Origin of the sequence: Pseudomonas rustica (genome assembly GCF_018336155.1) — a bacterium.
GTDB lineage: Bacteria > Pseudomonadota > Gammaproteobacteria > Pseudomonadales > Pseudomonadaceae > Aquipseudomonas > Aquipseudomonas rustica.
The window spans coordinates 23,953-38,446 of the sequence record NZ_JAGYHF010000010.1; the positions used below are offsets into that span (position 1 = coordinate 23,953).

Here is a 14,494-nt window from a genome sequence, read left to right on the forward strand (position 1 = left end):
ATTTTTTTCAGGTCAAAAGATCGCAGCCTTCCGCAGCGCCTACAGGTCATTGGTCGTCGAAGTAGCGCTCATGCCAATCCACCAGCGGCTGTGGCGAGTTGAGTTTCTGCCCGTAGATCACCGAGTACGACAGAACGTTTTGCACGTACTGGCGGGTTTCGTCGAACGGGATGCTTTCCACCCAGACGTCGAAGCTCAGGTGATCGGCGCCGCGCAGCCATTGGCGCACACGACCGGGGCCGGCGTTGTAGGCGGCGGAGGCGAGGACGCGGTTGCCGTTGAACTGGCTGTGCACCTGGCTCAGATAAGCTGCGCCGAGCTGGATGTTTTTGTCCGGATCGAGCACTTGTTGCGGCGAGGCCAGCGGAATGCTGAATTTGCGCGCGGTTTCCTTGGCGGTGGCTGGCATCAGTTGCATCAGGCCGCTGGCGCCGACGCCGGAGCGGGCGTCGTCCATGAAGGCGCTTTCCTGACGAGTGATGGCGAATACCCAGCTTGAATGCAGGCCGCGCACCTTGGCTTCACGTACGAGAGTTTCGCGGTGGGCCATCGGGAAGCGGATGTCCAGGTCGTCCCAATACTGCGCCTGACTGATGGTGCGGATCGCCGGGAAATACCATTTCAGGTCATAAGCCAGTTTTGCCTGCGCGACCATTTCGTCACGATTGAAATGACGGCTGACGTGGTACCACTCGCGGCGACCGTCGACGATCTGCCCGCGCGCATGGAATTCCAGCGCACGGCGTACGCCAGGCGTGTTGCGCACCTTGTTGATCAGCGCCTGGCTCAGCACCAGCGGCTTGTTGTTCAACGAATACGGCGATTGCGAGCGGTCGGCGGCGAGGAAACCGTAGAAGTCACGTTCACGCGCCAGATTTTTGTACAGGGTCTGTGCTTCCGGGTTCTGCGGTTGCGCCAGTTCCAGACTGCGCGCCTGCCAGTAACGCCAGCGGTTGGTGGTGGCCAGATCCTGCGGCAGACGTTTGGTCAGTTGGTAAGCATCGTCCCAACGCGCCAGACGCAACAGCAGACGCAAACGCCATTCGGACACGGTGTTGTCACGCAGTTCCGGGTCGTATTTGGTCATCACGTCCAGCGCGCGGCTGTCGAAACGCCGGGCCAGGGTCAGGCCGATTTCCCGGGCGATCGCGACTTTTTCATCGCGGGAGAAATGCATGCTGCTGGCGTAACCGTCGAGCAGCGCCATGGCCTTGTCCGGATCCTGACGGGCGAGGCGGCGCAGGCCGAGGCTGACCACGTCGGACATCGGCTCATCCGCTGGAGTGAAGCGCGACGGTTGGTTGAGCAGCTCGGGTTTCTGCGCGACATCGACCAGCAACCGCCCGCGCGGGGCGAGGGTGGTCAGGCCGTTAACGAGGCTGTTGGCGAGCGGATAGTTGCGCGCCTGAGCGGCGAGTTTGGTGCGCTCCCAGCGTTTCTGTTCGGTCAACTGGCCGTCAGCGGCCCAGATGCCGAACAGCGCATCACACGCGGCGGGCTGCGATTTGCCGGTCAGCCAGAGCTTGTCGGCATTGGCATAACCTTCGGATTTTTTGTCGTGGGTGATCTGGTACTGCGCATTCAGGCAGTCCAGTTCGGTGAAGTTGAGCTTCGGGTCGTAGTACTTGACGAAGGTCGCCCAGTCGCCACGGTCGGCGAGCCAGCGCAACCAGCGCAGCTTCATCCAGTTGGCCTGGGGCAGGTCACCGTGCTCGGCGAGAAATTTCTCGATTTCCTCGTTGCTTGCGCTTTTCAGGCGCGCGGTCAATTCGTCGTAAGCCAGATACGGTTCCAGCGGATAATCGGCCAGGGCCTGGCTGTAACGGAAATACGGGCCGGTGTCGCCTTTCGCCAAGGCGCGCTTGGCTTCATCGTAATACTGGCGTTGGGTGGACAGATCCACCGCCTGGGCGGATTGAACGGCAGCGGCGGTAAGTAGCAAGCAGGACAAAACACTGAAAAGGCGACTGCGCATGAGACATCCGGGCAGAGAAATCATGACAAGTGCCGACCTCGGTCAGCACTGAATTGTCTGTAGCTTAGCCTTTTGCCAGCGAGCGGCGAAAGCTTTGCGGGCCTCGCAGCACAAGTTCGCAACAATTGTTGTGCAGAGTGCTTCGACAGACAAATTGCCGGCCTGCTGGAGCCCTAAGTCAGGTAGAATGCGCGCCCGGTTTTTGGAGAAGCTCATGACCCTGCTCAAATTCAGCGATGTGTCCCTTGCGTTCGGCGCTATGCCGTTGTTGGACAAGGTGTCCTGGCAGATCGCCCGTGGTGAGCGGGTGTGCATCATCGGCCGCAACGGCACAGGCAAGTCCAGCATGATGAAGCTGGTCAAGGGCGATCAAAAGCCTGACGACGGCTCCGTGTGGCGTGCCCCCGGTCTGAAAATCGGCGAATTGCCGCAAGAATTGCCAGTGGCCGACGATCGGACGGTGTTCGACGTGGTCGCTGAAGGCCTGGATGGTGTGGGCGCATTGCTCGCCGAGTACCATCATTTGGCGCAGAACTGCGTCACTGAAGAAGACCTGAACAAGCTGATGCACGTTCAGCAAGACCTCGAAGCCCGTGATGGCTGGCGCTTGCAGACGTTGGTCGACAGCACCCTGAGCCGCCTGCAACTGCCGGCCGACAAGACCCTCGCCCAGTTGTCCGGCGGCTGGCGTCGTCGCGTGCTGCTGGCGCAGGCGCTGGTGTCCGAACCGGATCTGCTGCTGCTCGACGAACCGACCAACCACCTGGACATCGGTGCGATTGCCTGGCTCGAAGAAGCGCTGAAAGATTTCCAGGGCGCCGTGCTGTTCATCACGCACGACCGTTCCTTCCTGCAAAACCTTGCCACGCGCATCCTCGAACTGGATCGCGGCGGCCTGATCGACTGGAACGGCGACTACGCCAGTTTCCTCGTGCACAAAGAAGCCGCGCTGGCCGCTGAAGAAACCGCCAACGCGCTGTTCGACAAGAAACTGGCCCAGGAAGAAGTCTGGATCCGCCAGGGCATCAAGGCGCGCCGCACCCGTAACGAAGGCCGCGTCCGCGCCCTGAAAGCTTTGCGCGTTGAGCGCAGTGAGCGTCGTGAGCGCACCGGCAAGGCCAATATTCAGTTGGACACTGCCGACAAGTCCGGCAAGCAGGTGATGGTGCTCGAGAACGTGAGTTTCGCTCACCCGGGCGGCCCGTTCCTGATCAAGGATTTCTCGATGGTGCTGACGCGCGGCGACCGTATCGGTCTGCTCGGCGCCAACGGTACCGGCAAGACCACGCTGCTGAAACTGATGCTCAGCGGTCTGCAACCGACCAGCGGCAAAGTGGAAGAAGGCACGCGGATCGACGTGGCCTACTTCGATCAGTTGCGTCATCAACTGGATCTGGAAAAAACCGTTATCGACAACGTTGCCGAAGGTCGCGACTTCATCGATATCGACGGTCAGAGCCGCCACGTCCTGAGCTACCTCGGCGACTTCCTGTTCAGCCCGCAGCGTGCCCGCACGCCGGTCAAGGCGCTGTCGGGTGGTGAGCGTGCGCGTCTGTTGCTGGCCAAACTGTTCAGCAAACCAGCCAACCTGCTGGTGCTCGACGAACCGACCAACGACCTCGACGTGGAAACGCTGGAGCTGCTTGAAGAAGTGCTGCTGACGTTCAACGGCACCGTGCTGATGGTCAGCCACGACCGGGCATTCCTCGACAACGTGGTCACCAGCACCCTGGTCTTCGAAGGTGAAGGCAAGGTGCGTGAATACGTCGGTGGCTATCAGGACTGGATCCGTCAGGGCGGCTCGCCGCGTCTGCTGGGCGTGACTGAAAGCAAATCCGGCAAGGCTGACCTGAATTCGGCAGTGGTAACGGCTGAGCCGGCTGCGGTGGCTGAACCTGCCGCTACCGCCCCGGCGGCCAAGAAGAAGCTGAGCTACAAGCTGCAGCGCGAGCTGGAAGCGTTGCCGGGCGATATCGACGCCAAAGAGCAGCAGATCGCTGCGGTGGAAGCTGAAATGGCGGATGCCGGTTTCTATCAGCGTCCTGCGGCTGAGACGGCCAAGGTGATTGCTTCTTTGGAGCAGTTGCACGCTGAGCTGGATGCGTTGATGGAGCGTTGGGCCGAGCTGGATGCCTGATTGATCCCGTAACAAAAAAGCCCGGCGCTCAGTGATGAGCGCCGGGCTTTTCATATGTAATGCGATCTATCGGTCTACGCAGATCAAATGTGGGAGCGGGCTTGCTCGCGAAAGCGGTTTAGCATTCAACATGTCTGTCGACTGTTATAACGCTATCGCGAGCAGGCTTACTCCTACAGGGTGCAGTGTTTCAGCGTTTGACCAGGTGGACGGCGAGCACATCGCAAGGCGCACCGTGCAGTACGTCGTTCGCAGTGGAGCCGAGCAACAAGGCCAGACCATGACGACCATGGCTGCCAACCACAATCAGATCGCATTGCTGTTCCTTGGCGAAGTGGTGGATTTCCTGACGTGGCTGGCCATAGGTCAAATGGCAGTTGGCGCCTTCGAGCTCGGAGTATTTGAGCTTCAGGCGCTCCAGGCGCTCCTTGGCCTGATCGAACTGCTGTTGTTGCAGTTGTGACAGATCCATCGGCACGTCGCCGCCGAACGCCATGGCCATTGGTTCGACAATATGCACCAGCGACAGCTTGGCACCGTTGCTCACCGATAGCTCGCGGGCGCGGTGAATCACAGGGTCGCACTCTTCAGTCAGATCTACGGCGACCAGGATATGGGTGTAGGGCATGAGGTGCTCCTCGTGACGGTTCAATATTGTTAAGTATGGCTGGTTTCAAGCGCATTGGTTCCGAAGTGGAGCAATGGCTCATCAAAAATCGGGAGTAGAGATATGACGGTCTGGTTGGTGGTGTCAATCCTGTTGGTGGTTTTGAGTCCGCTGGCGTGGTTGCGTCCATCGCGTGCACAAAGCGGTCGCATCGCCCTGCGCATGGAGGCGCGCCGCATCGGTCTGGCCATGCAACTGGCGCCTCAGGAGTGGCCGCACTGGATGGCGCAAGAGCCGCCGAGCCCGTGCGCGCAATATCATCGGCCGCGCCGTGGCAAGCAGCCGGCGTGCTGGACGTATTGGCAGAAATCGCCGGGTGCGTGGGTCAATCAGTGGCAGGAAGCCTGCGAAGATCCGGCGCTGCTTAATCATTTCGAAAAGTTGCCGGGCAACGTTTTCAAAGTCGAAGCCGACAAGCAGATGATCGCCTTGTATTGGGGTGAGAAGGGCGAAGCCTCGGTTTTGCTGGATATCGACGCGACTCTGAAAGCGCTGGCATGACGCACGGACTTTTCCCACTGCAACGGTGGGGATCGTCCGTCAGACGCGCATTAAAAAGCCCGACATGATTCATCGGGCTGGGTTGGCCAGGCAGGCCGGTAAATCTTTTTACAACGAATCTCGCTTGCAGCGCTCAGCGCTTTTCCCTGTAGTCCAGCCAGCGTAGCCTGTTAAACAAGGCTCGGCGCTAATTAGGGCGACTTTTCTAACTATTGATTCTATGAATGGCTTCTTATGCAGGCGCGTGTTGCCGGTCTGCGTGGTGCGGAAATGACCGCAAAGTCGCATTTCAACCCGTATTTTGGGCGATTGACAATTGTCGGAAATTCCGTGAAGGTGACGTACCCAAATCAAACGGGCGTATGAATTGAGCGTTTGTCTTACTGACCGCTCCTACAGAATCCCGACTATCGCGTTGGCGGGTGTGCCGGGTGAATGGGTATCAGCAGTGACGAAGAAGCGTCCTGCCAAACCATTCGCTTGCGTCCGACGTGTACTGTTCAGCTTCCATATCGTGGAGATCAGTTGATGATTTACGAAGGTAAAGCCATCACGGTTAAAGCTCTTGAAAGTGGCATCGTCGAATTGAAATTCGACCTCAAGGGTGAGTCCGTCAACAAGTTCAACCGTCTTACCCTGAACGAACTGCGTCAGGCCGTAGACACCATCAAGGCAGATGCTTCGATCAAGGGCGTGATCGTCAGCAGTGGCAAGGACGTATTCATCGTCGGCGCCGACATCACCGAATTTGTCGAGAACTTCAAGCTGCCGGATGCCGAGCTGGTTGCTGGCAATCTCGAAGCCAACAAGATCTTCAGCGATTTCGAAGACCTCAATGTTCCAACCGTAGCGGCCATCAATGGCATCGCTCTGGGCGGCGGTCTGGAAATGTGCCTGGCGGCTGACTATCGCGTCATGTCGACCAAAGCCAAGATCGGTCTGCCGGAAGTCAAACTGGGCATCTACCCAGGCTTCGGCGGCACCGTGCGTCTGCCGCGCCTGATCGGTGCCGATAACGCTATCGAGTGGATTGCCTCCGGCAAGGAAAACCGCCCTGAAGACGCGCTGAAAGTCAGTGCCGTCGACGCTGTGGTTGCTCCGGAAAAACTGCAGGAAGCGGCTCTTGAGCTGATCAAACGCGCCATCTCCGGCGAGTTCGATTACAAGGCCAAGCGTCAGCCGAAGCTGGATAAGCTCAAGCTGAACGCCATTGAACAAATGATGGCTTTCGAAACCGCCAAAGGTTTCGTTGCCGGTCAGGCTGGCCCGAACTACCCGGCGCCGGTTGAAGCGATCAAGACCATCCAGAAAGCTGCGAACTTCGGTCGTGACAAGGCTCTGGAAGTCGAAGCTGCCGGTTTCGTCAAACTGGCCAAGACCTCTGCTGCGCAGAGCTTGATCGGTCTGTTCCTGAACGATCAGGAATTGAAGAAAAAGGCCAAGGCCTACGACGAAATCGCCAAAGACGTGAAGCAGGCTGCCGTACTCGGCGCAGGCATCATGGGTGGCGGTATCGCTTATCAGTCGGCCTCCAAAGGTACGCCGATCCTGATGAAGGACATCAACGAGCACGGTATCGAGCAGGGTCTGGCCGAAGCCGCCAAATTGCTGGTTGGCCGCGTTGATAAAGGTCGCATGACCGCTGCGAAAATGGCTGAAGTCCTCAACGGCATTCGCCCAACCCTGTCCTACGGCGACTTCGGTCACGTCGATCTGGTTGTCGAAGCTGTTGTCGAGAATCCGAAGGTCAAGCAAGCCGTATTGGCTGAAGTTGAAGACAAGGTCAAAGAGGACACCATCCTCGCGTCCAACACGTCGACCATTTCCATCAGCCTGCTGGCGAAAGCCCTCAAGCGTCCGGAAAACTTCGTCGGCATGCACTTCTTCAACCCGGTGCACATGATGCCGCTGGTGGAAGTGATCCGTGGCGAGAAGTCGAGTGAGCTGGCTGTTGCCACCACTGTTGCTTACGCCAAGAAAATGGGCAAGAACCCGATCGTCGTCAACGACTGCCCGGGCTTCCTGGTCAACCGCGTACTGTTCCCGTACTTCGGCGGTTTCGCCAAACTGGTCAGCGCCGGTGTGGACTTCGTCCGTATCGACAAGGTCATGGAAAAATTCGGCTGGCCAATGGGCCCGGCATACCTGATGGACGTGGTCGGCATCGACACCGGTCACCACGGTCGTGACGTAATGGCTGAAGGTTTCCCGGATCGCATGAAGGATGACCGTCGTTCGGCCATCGACGTGCTGTACGAGGCCAAGCGTCTGGGTCAGAAAAACGGCAAGGGCTTCTACGCCTACGAAGCCGACAAGAAAGGCAAGCAGAAGAAAGTCGCCGATCCGTCGGTACTCGAAGTGCTCAAGCCGATCGTTTACGAGCAGCGCGAAGTCACTGACGAAGACATCATCAACTGGATGATGATCCCGCTGTGCCTGGAAACCGTGCGTTGCCTGGAAGACGGCATCGTTGAAACCGCCGCCGAAGCCGACATGGGTCTGGTCTACGGTATCGGTTTCCCTCCATTCCGTGGCGGTGCACTGCGCTACATCGATTCGATCGGTGTTGCCGAGTTCGTTGCCCTGGCTGACCAGTACGCTGATTTGGGCGCGCTGTACCACCCGACCGCGAAGCTGCGTGAAATGGCCAAAACCGGCCAACGGTTCTTCGGTTAAGCGTCCCAACTTTTGAGCGAGAGTGAAATTTTATGAGCTTGAATCCAAGAGACGTCGTGATTGTCGACTTCGGTCGTACTCCGATGGGCCGCTCCAAGGGCGGCATGCACCGCAACACCCGCGCCGAAGACATGTCGGCGCACCTGATCAGCAAACTACTGGAACGCAACGTCAAGGTCGATCCGGCGGAAGTCGAAGACGTGATCTGGGGCTGCGTCAACCAGACCCTGGAGCAGGGCTGGAACATCGCGCGCATGGCGTCGCTGATGACCCAGATCCCGCACACTTCGGCCGGCCAGACCGTCAGCCGTCTGTGTGGCTCGTCGATGAGCGCGCTGCACACTGCTGCGCAAGCGATCATGACCGGTAACGGTGACGTGTTCGTGGTTGGTGGCGTCGAGCATATGGGCCACGTGAGCATGATGCACGGTGTCGATCCGAACCCGCACATGTCGCTGTACGCGGCGAAAGCCTCGGGCATGATGGGTCTGACCGCTGAAATGCTCGGCAAAATGCACGGCATTACTCGCGAGCAGCAAGATGCTTTCGGCGTGCGTTCCCACCAGTTGGCCCACAAGGCCACCGTGGAAGGCAAGTTCAAAGACGAAATCATCCCGATGCAGGGCTATGACGAGAACGGTTTCCTGAAACTGTTCGACTATGATGAAACCATTCGTCCGGAAACCACCCTGGAAAGTCTGGCGGCCCTCAAGCCTGCCTTCAATCCAAAGGGCGGCACCGTGACTGCGGGTACTTCGTCGCAGATCACCGATGGTGCTTCGTGCATGATCGTGATGTCGGCGCAGCGCGCACAAGATCTGGGTATCCAGCCAATGGCGGTTATCCGTTCGATGGCAGTGGCAGGTGTGGATCCGGCAATCATGGGCTATGGTCCAGTTCCGGCAACACAAAAAGCCTTGAAGCGTGCCGGTCTTGGCATCAACGATATCGACTTCTTCGAGCTCAACGAAGCTTTCGCTGCACAGGCTCTGCCAGTGCTGAAAGATCTGAAAGTACTCGACAAGATGAACGAGAAGGTTAACCTGCATGGCGGCGCGATCGCCCTGGGTCACCCGTTCGGTTGCTCCGGTGCCCGTATTTCCGGCACCTTGCTGAACGTGATGAAGCAGAATAGCGGCACCTTCGGGGTAGCCACTATGTGCATTGGTCTCGGCCAAGGCATCTCCACCGTCTTCGAACGCGTTTAAGCGTCTCGTCGATGGAAGCCGGGGCCAAGTGCCCCGGTTTTTGTTTTTCTGGATTTATTTTTGTTTTTATTTTGAAAAAATTTGAGTGAGGGCCAAAACATGCCGATACAACCTGGGCTCTACCAACATTACAAAGGTCCGCAGTACCGTGTATTCAGTGTTGCGCGGCATTCGGAAACCGAAGAAGAAGTGGTCTTTTACCAAGCCCTGTATGGCGATTACGGCTTTTGGGTACGCCCCTTGAGCATGTTTCTCGAGTCGGTCGAGGTTGACGGCGAGCAGGTGCCACGCTTTGCTTTGGTGCAGGCCGAACCGAGCCTTTTTTCCAAGGCGTAAGGCGAGTGCGCACAGAACCCTGTGCTTGACCTCACCTTGTATCAACTATATATAGCGGTGCCGCGTCAGGCGCCAACCGCCTTTCACTTCTAGAATTCAGGAATTTTCTGATCCATGGGCAAATCGCTGGTCATTGTGGAATCCCCGGCTAAGGCCAAGACCATCAACAAGTATCTGGGTAACCAATACGTGGTGAAGTCGAGTATCGGCCATATCCGAGACCTGCCCACCAGCGGTTCGGCTAGCGCCAGCAAAGAGCCAGCCGCCAAGCGCGGCAAGGCTGCTGCGGGCGAAGGTCCGGTGCTCTCGCCGAAAGAGAAGGCGCGCAAGCAGCTCGTCTCGCGTATGGGTGTCGATCCCGATCATGGCTGGAAAGCCAAGTACGAGATCCTCCCGGGTAAAGAGAAGGTCATCGAAGAGCTGCGCCGGCTCGCCAAAGATGCTGACACCATCTATCTCGCAACCGACTTGGATCGCGAGGGGGAAGCCATTGCCTGGCACCTGCGCGAAGCCATCGGTGGTGACGACAGCCGCTACAAGCGCGTGGTGTTCAACGAAATCACCAAGAAGGCGATTCAGGAAGCGTTCTCCAAGCCGGGCGAGCTGGACATCGATCGTGTCAACGCTCAGCAGGCGCGTCGGTTCCTCGACCGCGTTGTCGGTTACATGGTCTCGCCGCTGCTGTGGGCGAAGATCGCCCGTGGCCTGTCCGCTGGCCGCGTGCAATCTGTAGCCGTGAAGCTGGTCGTGGAGCGTGAGCGCGAAATTCGTGCGTTCAACCCGGAAGAGTATTGGGAAGTGCATGCCGATCTCGGCACCACCAAAGGCTCGACCGTGCGTTTCGAAGTGGCTCGCGAAAAAGGCGAAGCCTTCAAGCCGCTGAACGAAGCCCAGGCCACGGCCGCGCTGGAAAAGCTCAAGGCTTCCAGCTACAGCATCGTCAAACGCGAAGACAAGCCGACCAGCAGCAAGCCTTCGGCACCGTTCATCACGTCGACCCTGCAACAGGCTGCGAGTAACCGCCTGGGCTTCGGCGTGAAGAAAACCATGATGATGGCCCAGCGTTTGTATGAAGCCGGCTACATCACGTATATGCGTACCGACTCGACCAACCTCTCGGCCGATGCCGTGACGATGGCGCGTGCTTACATCGAAGACGAGTTCGGCAAGAAGTACCTGCCGGAAACGCCGAACGTCTACAGCAGCAAGGAAGGCGCACAAGAGGCTCACGAAGCGATTCGTCCTTCCGACGCCAACACCATTCCAAGCAAGCTGGCGGGCATGGAGCGCGATGCAGAGCGTCTCTACGAGCTGATCTGGCGCCAGTTCCTGGCTTGCCAGATGCTACCGGCCCAGTACCTGTCGACTACCGTCAGCGTCGGCGCTGGCGATTTCGAGCTGCGCGCCAAGGGCCGCATCCTCAAGTTCGACGGTTACACCCGTGTCATGCCGCAAATTGCCAAGCCGGGCGATGATGACGTTCTGCCTGATATGGCGCAGGGCGACGTGATGAAGCTGATCAAGCTCGATCCGTCGCAGCACTTCACCAAGCCGCCGGCGCGTTACTCCGAAGCCAGCCTGGTGAAAGAAATGGAAAAACGCGGCATCGGTCGTCCTTCGACTTATGCGGCGATCATTTCGACCATTCAGGATCGCGGTTACGTGACCCTGCACAACCGTCGTTTCTATTCGGAAAAGATGGGCGACATCGTTACCGAGCGTCTGTCGGAGAGCTTCTCGAACCTCATGGACTACGGTTTCACCGCCGGCATGGAAGAGAATCTCGATGACGTGGCACAGGGCGAGCGCGACTGGAAAAACGTGCTGGACGAGTTCTATGGCGACTTCAAGAAGAAGCTCGAAGTAGCCGAGAATCCGGAAAACGGCATGCGTGCCAACCAGCCGGTGATGACCGACATTCCGTGCACGACCTGCGGCCGTCCGATGCAGATTCGTACCGCATCGACCGGCGTGTTCCTCGGCTGCTCGGGCTACAGCCTGCCGCCGAAAGAACGCTGCAAGGCCACCGTCAACCTGGTGCCGGGCGATGAAATCGCTGCGGACGATGAGGGCGAGTCGGAGTCGCTGGTACTGCGCGGCAAGCATCGTTGCCCGATCTGCAGCACAGCGATGGACGCTTACTTGCTCGACGAGAAGCGCAAGCTGCACATCTGCGGTAACAACCCGGATTGCGCTGGCTACGAAATCGAAGAGGGCAGCTATCGCATCAAGGGCTACGAAGGTCCGAGCCTGGAATGCGACAAGTGCGGCAGTGAGATGCAACTCAAAACCGGCCGTTTCGGCAAGTTCTTCGGTTGCACCAACCCCGAGTGCAAGAACACCCGCAAACTGCTGAAAAGCGGTGACGCGGCGCCGCCGAAGATGGATCCGGTGAAGATGCCTGAGCTGAAATGCGAAAAGGTCAACGACACCTACATCCTGCGCGACGGTGCCTCCGGCCTGTTCCTCGCGGCGAGTCAGTTCCCGAAAAACCGCGAGACCCGTGCTCCGCTGGTGATCGAGATTGTGCCGCACAAGGACGAAATCGATCCGAAGTACCACTTCCTCTGCGACGCGCCGAAGAAGGATCCTGATGGTCTGCCAGCGGTTATTCGCTACAGCCGCAAGACCAAGGAGCAATACGTGCAGACCGAAGTCGACGGCAAGCCTACCGGTTGGAAGGCTTACTACGACGGCGGCAAGTGGACGGTTGAAGACAAGCGTACGAAGGCCAAGGCCGAGTAAGCGTTAGTCCGATACTGAAAAGGCCGCATGCAAACCCTCGGGTTTTCATGCGGCCTTTTTGTTTTCTGCTTGCGGTGGGATCGGCTGATCCACGACACTGTCCGGCCTGTGTGAAGCAATTATTTCGTTGTGGAGAGCGCCGTCATGGCTCACGAACTCTATACCCGTACCAATCAGAAGATCTATTTCGCCGGCCTGTCGCTGGAAGCCCTGGCTCGCGCTGAAGAAGGGCGGGCGATGAATTCTCTGGCGCTGATTCAGGCCGGGCGTGAATCGGCGTTGTTCCACCTCTATGGCGCCCTGTTGGGCCTTTGTCATGAGATTGCTGGCTTCTATCGTCTACCTCAGGCCAATGCGCCACGGGCAGAGATGCTGTTGACGCGCGAAGTGCTGGAGTCGATAGCGATTCCCGAAATGGCTGAAATGGTCGAATTGGCGGGTAATCCTGAAACCTGGCTGGCGAAATTGTTGGCGGCGCATTCGGCACTGTTTCAGCCTCCGCGGGTGCCGCATAAGCCGAAGGGCGACGTGACCCAGCCGCTGATTCAGGCGATCAATCTGGATGAAGAAGAGGCGCCAGAAGAGTTGAGCCGAGAGGAGCTGGAGAGCTGGCGGCAGAATCTGAAAGGCTTGGCGATTCGTTTTCGTGAAGGATTGAACGAGTGCTGAGACTGATTGACGCGGTGGCAATCTGAAACATGCTGCTGGTCAAGATCCCGAGCGAATCCTGAATGATGTCTATATAATCCCTGCCTTTCGTGGAGAACAGACCTATATGCCAACGTCCTTTCTAGAGATTGTCGAGTTACCAGACGGCCGAATCGAACTGCGCAGGGCTGAGGACGAAGGTTCTTTGGTGACTCTGGATTTCTCCGAGGATGCCAAGACTTTCCTTCAGGGTCAGCACGTGGAAATCGCCAAGGCGATGTTGAGCGTCGGCGTGCAGATGGCCGGCCGGATGATTGAAGGTGAGTTTGATAAGGAAGAGGGGCCACGGGTTCTTCACTGATCCCTGCCTGCTTTTCGTTTTTATCGGTACCGCTTCAGATCGGCTTCTCTGTCCTTGGAGAAGCCCTGCGCTTCACACAGCGCATTTCACCTGCGAATCAACCCAAGCGAATGTTCAGGCTTTGAGCGTCGCCCGTGCGGGCCGCGCTGATCAGTTGCTGACGTGAGGTTGTGTTCAGCGGGTTGAGCCAGGTCACCACTGTGTGACTGCGGCCCAGACGCAATGCCTCGCACGCCAACTGCTGAGCACTTTGCGTGCCGCGCGGTTGCAGCAGCAGAATACGTTCGCGGTTCAGGCCGGCATCGCGCAGCCAGGTTTGTGTCAGGCTGGCAGGCGGCGCGATCAGCGTCAGCCAGCGAGCGTCCTGATCCTCGCTCAATTCGCGAAGGATCGGGGCGAGCAGGTTCAGGCAGTTCCCGGCCGCACCGCGCAGAGACAGCTCACTGAATACTTCAGGTTCGGCATTCCATTCACGCTCGACCACTTCCTTGAGGATCGGCGCCATCGGTTGCGCCAGAAACGCTTCGAATAAAGGCAGTTGTGTTTGCTGAGGTGTGTGTGGGAACTGCATAAAGCCTCCTTTAGCGGCGGATAACGCCGACACTCAAGCCTTCGATCACCAGTTCCTGATCTTTCAGGTCGACTTCGATAGGGGCGAACTCAGGGTTTTCGGCCATCAGCCAGACTTTGCTGCCTTCACGCTTGAAGCGTTTGACGGTCACTTCATCGCCGATACGGGCGACAACCACCTGGCCATTGCGCGCTTCGCGGGTGGTGTGGACGGCCAGCAGATCACCGTCGAAAATGCCGATGTCCTTCATGCTCATGCCGTGCACGCGCAACAGATAGTCGGCACGCGGGTGGAAGAAGGCGGGATTGATGTTGCAGGACTCTTCGATGTGCTGCTGAGCGAGGATCGGCGCACCGGCAGCGACACGGCCAATGACCGGCAGGGTAGAGTCGTCAGCCTTGGCTTCGAAGCCAGGGATGCGAATGCCACGAGAGGCGCCCGGGGTCATTTCGATGGCGCCTTTGCGGGCCAGCGCCTTGAGGTGTTCTTCTGCCGCGTTAGGCGACTTGAAGCCCAGTTCCTGAGCGATTTCCGCACGGGTTGGCGGATAACCGTTGTCTTCGAGGCAACGTTTGATAAAGGCCAGAATCTCGGCTTGGCGTGGCGTCAGCTTTAGCATAATGATCGCTCTGTCTTTTTATACAGTGACTGGGATTATATACAGTGAAA

The 14,494-nt window shown here is 58.3% G+C and carries 12 protein-coding genes; 8 read left to right on the plus strand and 4 right to left on the minus strand.

Annotation, left to right across the window (positions count from 1 at the left end; all coding sequences use genetic code 11):
- Positions 1–46 precede the first annotated feature (46 nt).
- Positions 47–1,975, minus strand: coding sequence for a transglycosylase SLT domain-containing protein (locus KFS80_RS19485; RefSeq protein ID WP_053122100.1), 1,929 nt, complete (start codon positions 1,973–1,975; stop codon positions 47–49).
- 214 nt (positions 1,976–2,189) lie between these two features.
- Here KFS80_RS19485 and KFS80_RS19490 point away from each other — a divergent pair, with 214 nt between their 5' ends.
- The gene (locus KFS80_RS19490; protein WP_053122098.1) at positions 2,190–4,112 is read left to right on the plus strand and encodes an ATP-binding cassette domain-containing protein; all 1,923 of its coding nucleotides are present in this window, start codon (positions 2,190–2,192) and stop codon (positions 4,110–4,112) included.
- Positions 4,113–4,302: 190 nt separating this feature from the next.
- Here KFS80_RS19490 and KFS80_RS19495 read toward each other — a convergent pair whose 3' ends face one another.
- A complete protein-coding gene (locus KFS80_RS19495; RefSeq protein ID WP_053122097.1) occupies positions 4,303–4,740 on the minus strand; it encodes a universal stress protein in 438 nt (145 codons plus the stop codon).
- Positions 4,741–4,842: 102 nt separating this feature from the next.
- On the opposite strand from KFS80_RS19495, the gene KFS80_RS19500 reads away from it, so the two are divergent.
- The 7 genes from KFS80_RS19500 (at position 4,843) to KFS80_RS19530 (ending at position 13,254) form a co-directional block, all read left to right on the plus strand.
- On the plus strand, positions 4,843–5,280 hold the full coding sequence (locus KFS80_RS19500) for a hypothetical protein (RefSeq protein WP_053122096.1): 438 nt from the start codon (positions 4,843–4,845) through the stop codon (positions 5,278–5,280).
- A 528-nt stretch (positions 5,281–5,808) separates the two neighbouring features.
- Complete coding sequence (gene fadB / locus KFS80_RS19505) at positions 5,809–7,956, plus strand: fatty acid oxidation complex subunit alpha FadB (RefSeq protein ID WP_212545625.1); 2,148 nt, start codon at positions 5,809–5,811, stop codon at positions 7,954–7,956.
- A 32-nt stretch (positions 7,957–7,988) separates the two neighbouring features.
- Positions 7,989–9,164, plus strand: a complete 1,176-nt coding sequence (gene fadA, locus KFS80_RS19510; RefSeq protein WP_053122093.1) for an acetyl-CoA C-acyltransferase FadA — start codon at positions 7,989–7,991, stop codon at positions 9,162–9,164.
- Positions 9,165–9,263: 99 nt separating this feature from the next.
- Entirely contained in the window at positions 9,264–9,500 is a 237-nt protein-coding gene (locus tag KFS80_RS19515; protein ID WP_007910467.1) for a DUF1653 domain-containing protein, read from the plus strand.
- A 114-nt stretch (positions 9,501–9,614) separates the two neighbouring features.
- Entirely contained in the window at positions 9,615–12,245 is a 2,631-nt protein-coding gene (topA, locus tag KFS80_RS19520) for a type I DNA topoisomerase (protein ID WP_053122091.1), read from the plus strand.
- Between the two features lie 144 nt (positions 12,246–12,389).
- The gene (locus KFS80_RS19525) at positions 12,390–12,914 is read left to right on the plus strand and encodes a DUF6586 family protein (RefSeq protein WP_053122089.1); all 525 of its coding nucleotides are present in this window, start codon (positions 12,390–12,392) and stop codon (positions 12,912–12,914) included.
- A 106-nt stretch (positions 12,915–13,020) separates the two neighbouring features.
- Positions 13,021–13,254 (plus strand): hypothetical protein, encoded by a 234-nt coding sequence (locus KFS80_RS19530; protein ID WP_008082203.1) that lies wholly within the window; start codon positions 13,021–13,023, stop codon positions 13,252–13,254.
- Between the two features lie 97 nt (positions 13,255–13,351).
- On the opposite strand, the gene sulA is transcribed toward KFS80_RS19530, so the two are convergent.
- Together sulA and lexA are read right to left on the minus strand one after the other, a co-directional pair.
- On the minus strand, positions 13,352–13,825 hold the full coding sequence (gene sulA, locus KFS80_RS19535; RefSeq protein WP_053122087.1) for an SOS-induced cell division inhibitor SulA: 474 nt from the start codon (positions 13,823–13,825) through the stop codon (positions 13,352–13,354).
- Positions 13,826–13,835: 10 nt separating this feature from the next.
- Positions 13,836–14,444 (minus strand): transcriptional repressor LexA, encoded by a 609-nt coding sequence (gene lexA, locus KFS80_RS19540; RefSeq protein WP_053122085.1) that lies wholly within the window; start codon positions 14,442–14,444, stop codon positions 13,836–13,838.
- Between the last annotated feature and the right edge of the window lie 50 nt (positions 14,445–14,494).

Excerpts from the sequence above, each read along its gene's own strand:
- fadB (WP_212545625.1), top strand. The coding sequence starts at position 5,809 with ATGATTTACGAAGGTAAAGCCATCACGGTTAAAGCTCTTGAAAGTGGC.
- KFS80_RS19515 (WP_007910467.1), top strand. The coding sequence starts at position 9,264 with ATGCCGATACAACCTGGGCTCTACCAACATTACAAAGGTCCGCAGTAC.
- KFS80_RS19485 (WP_053122100.1), bottom strand. The coding sequence starts at position 1,975 with ATGCGCAGTCGCCTTTTCAGTGTTTTGTCCTGCTTGCTACTTACCGCC.
- topA (WP_053122091.1), top strand. The coding sequence starts at position 9,615 with ATGGGCAAATCGCTGGTCATTGTGGAATCCCCGGCTAAGGCCAAGACC.
- KFS80_RS19490 (WP_053122098.1), top strand. The coding sequence starts at position 2,190 with ATGACCCTGCTCAAATTCAGCGATGTGTCCCTTGCGTTCGGCGCTATG.
- KFS80_RS19495 (WP_053122097.1), bottom strand. The coding sequence starts at position 4,740 with ATGCCCTACACCCATATCCTGGTCGCCGTAGATCTGACTGAAGAGTGC.
- fadA (WP_053122093.1), top strand. The coding sequence starts at position 7,989 with ATGAGCTTGAATCCAAGAGACGTCGTGATTGTCGACTTCGGTCGTACT.
- KFS80_RS19525 (WP_053122089.1), top strand. The coding sequence starts at position 12,390 with ATGGCTCACGAACTCTATACCCGTACCAATCAGAAGATCTATTTCGCC.
- KFS80_RS19500 (WP_053122096.1), top strand. The coding sequence starts at position 4,843 with ATGACGGTCTGGTTGGTGGTGTCAATCCTGTTGGTGGTTTTGAGTCCG.
- KFS80_RS19530 (WP_008082203.1), top strand. The coding sequence starts at position 13,021 with ATGCCAACGTCCTTTCTAGAGATTGTCGAGTTACCAGACGGCCGAATC.
- lexA (WP_053122085.1), bottom strand. The coding sequence starts at position 14,444 with ATGCTAAAGCTGACGCCACGCCAAGCCGAGATTCTGGCCTTTATCAAA.
- sulA (WP_053122087.1), bottom strand. The coding sequence starts at position 13,825 with ATGCAGTTCCCACACACACCTCAGCAAACACAACTGCCTTTATTCGAA.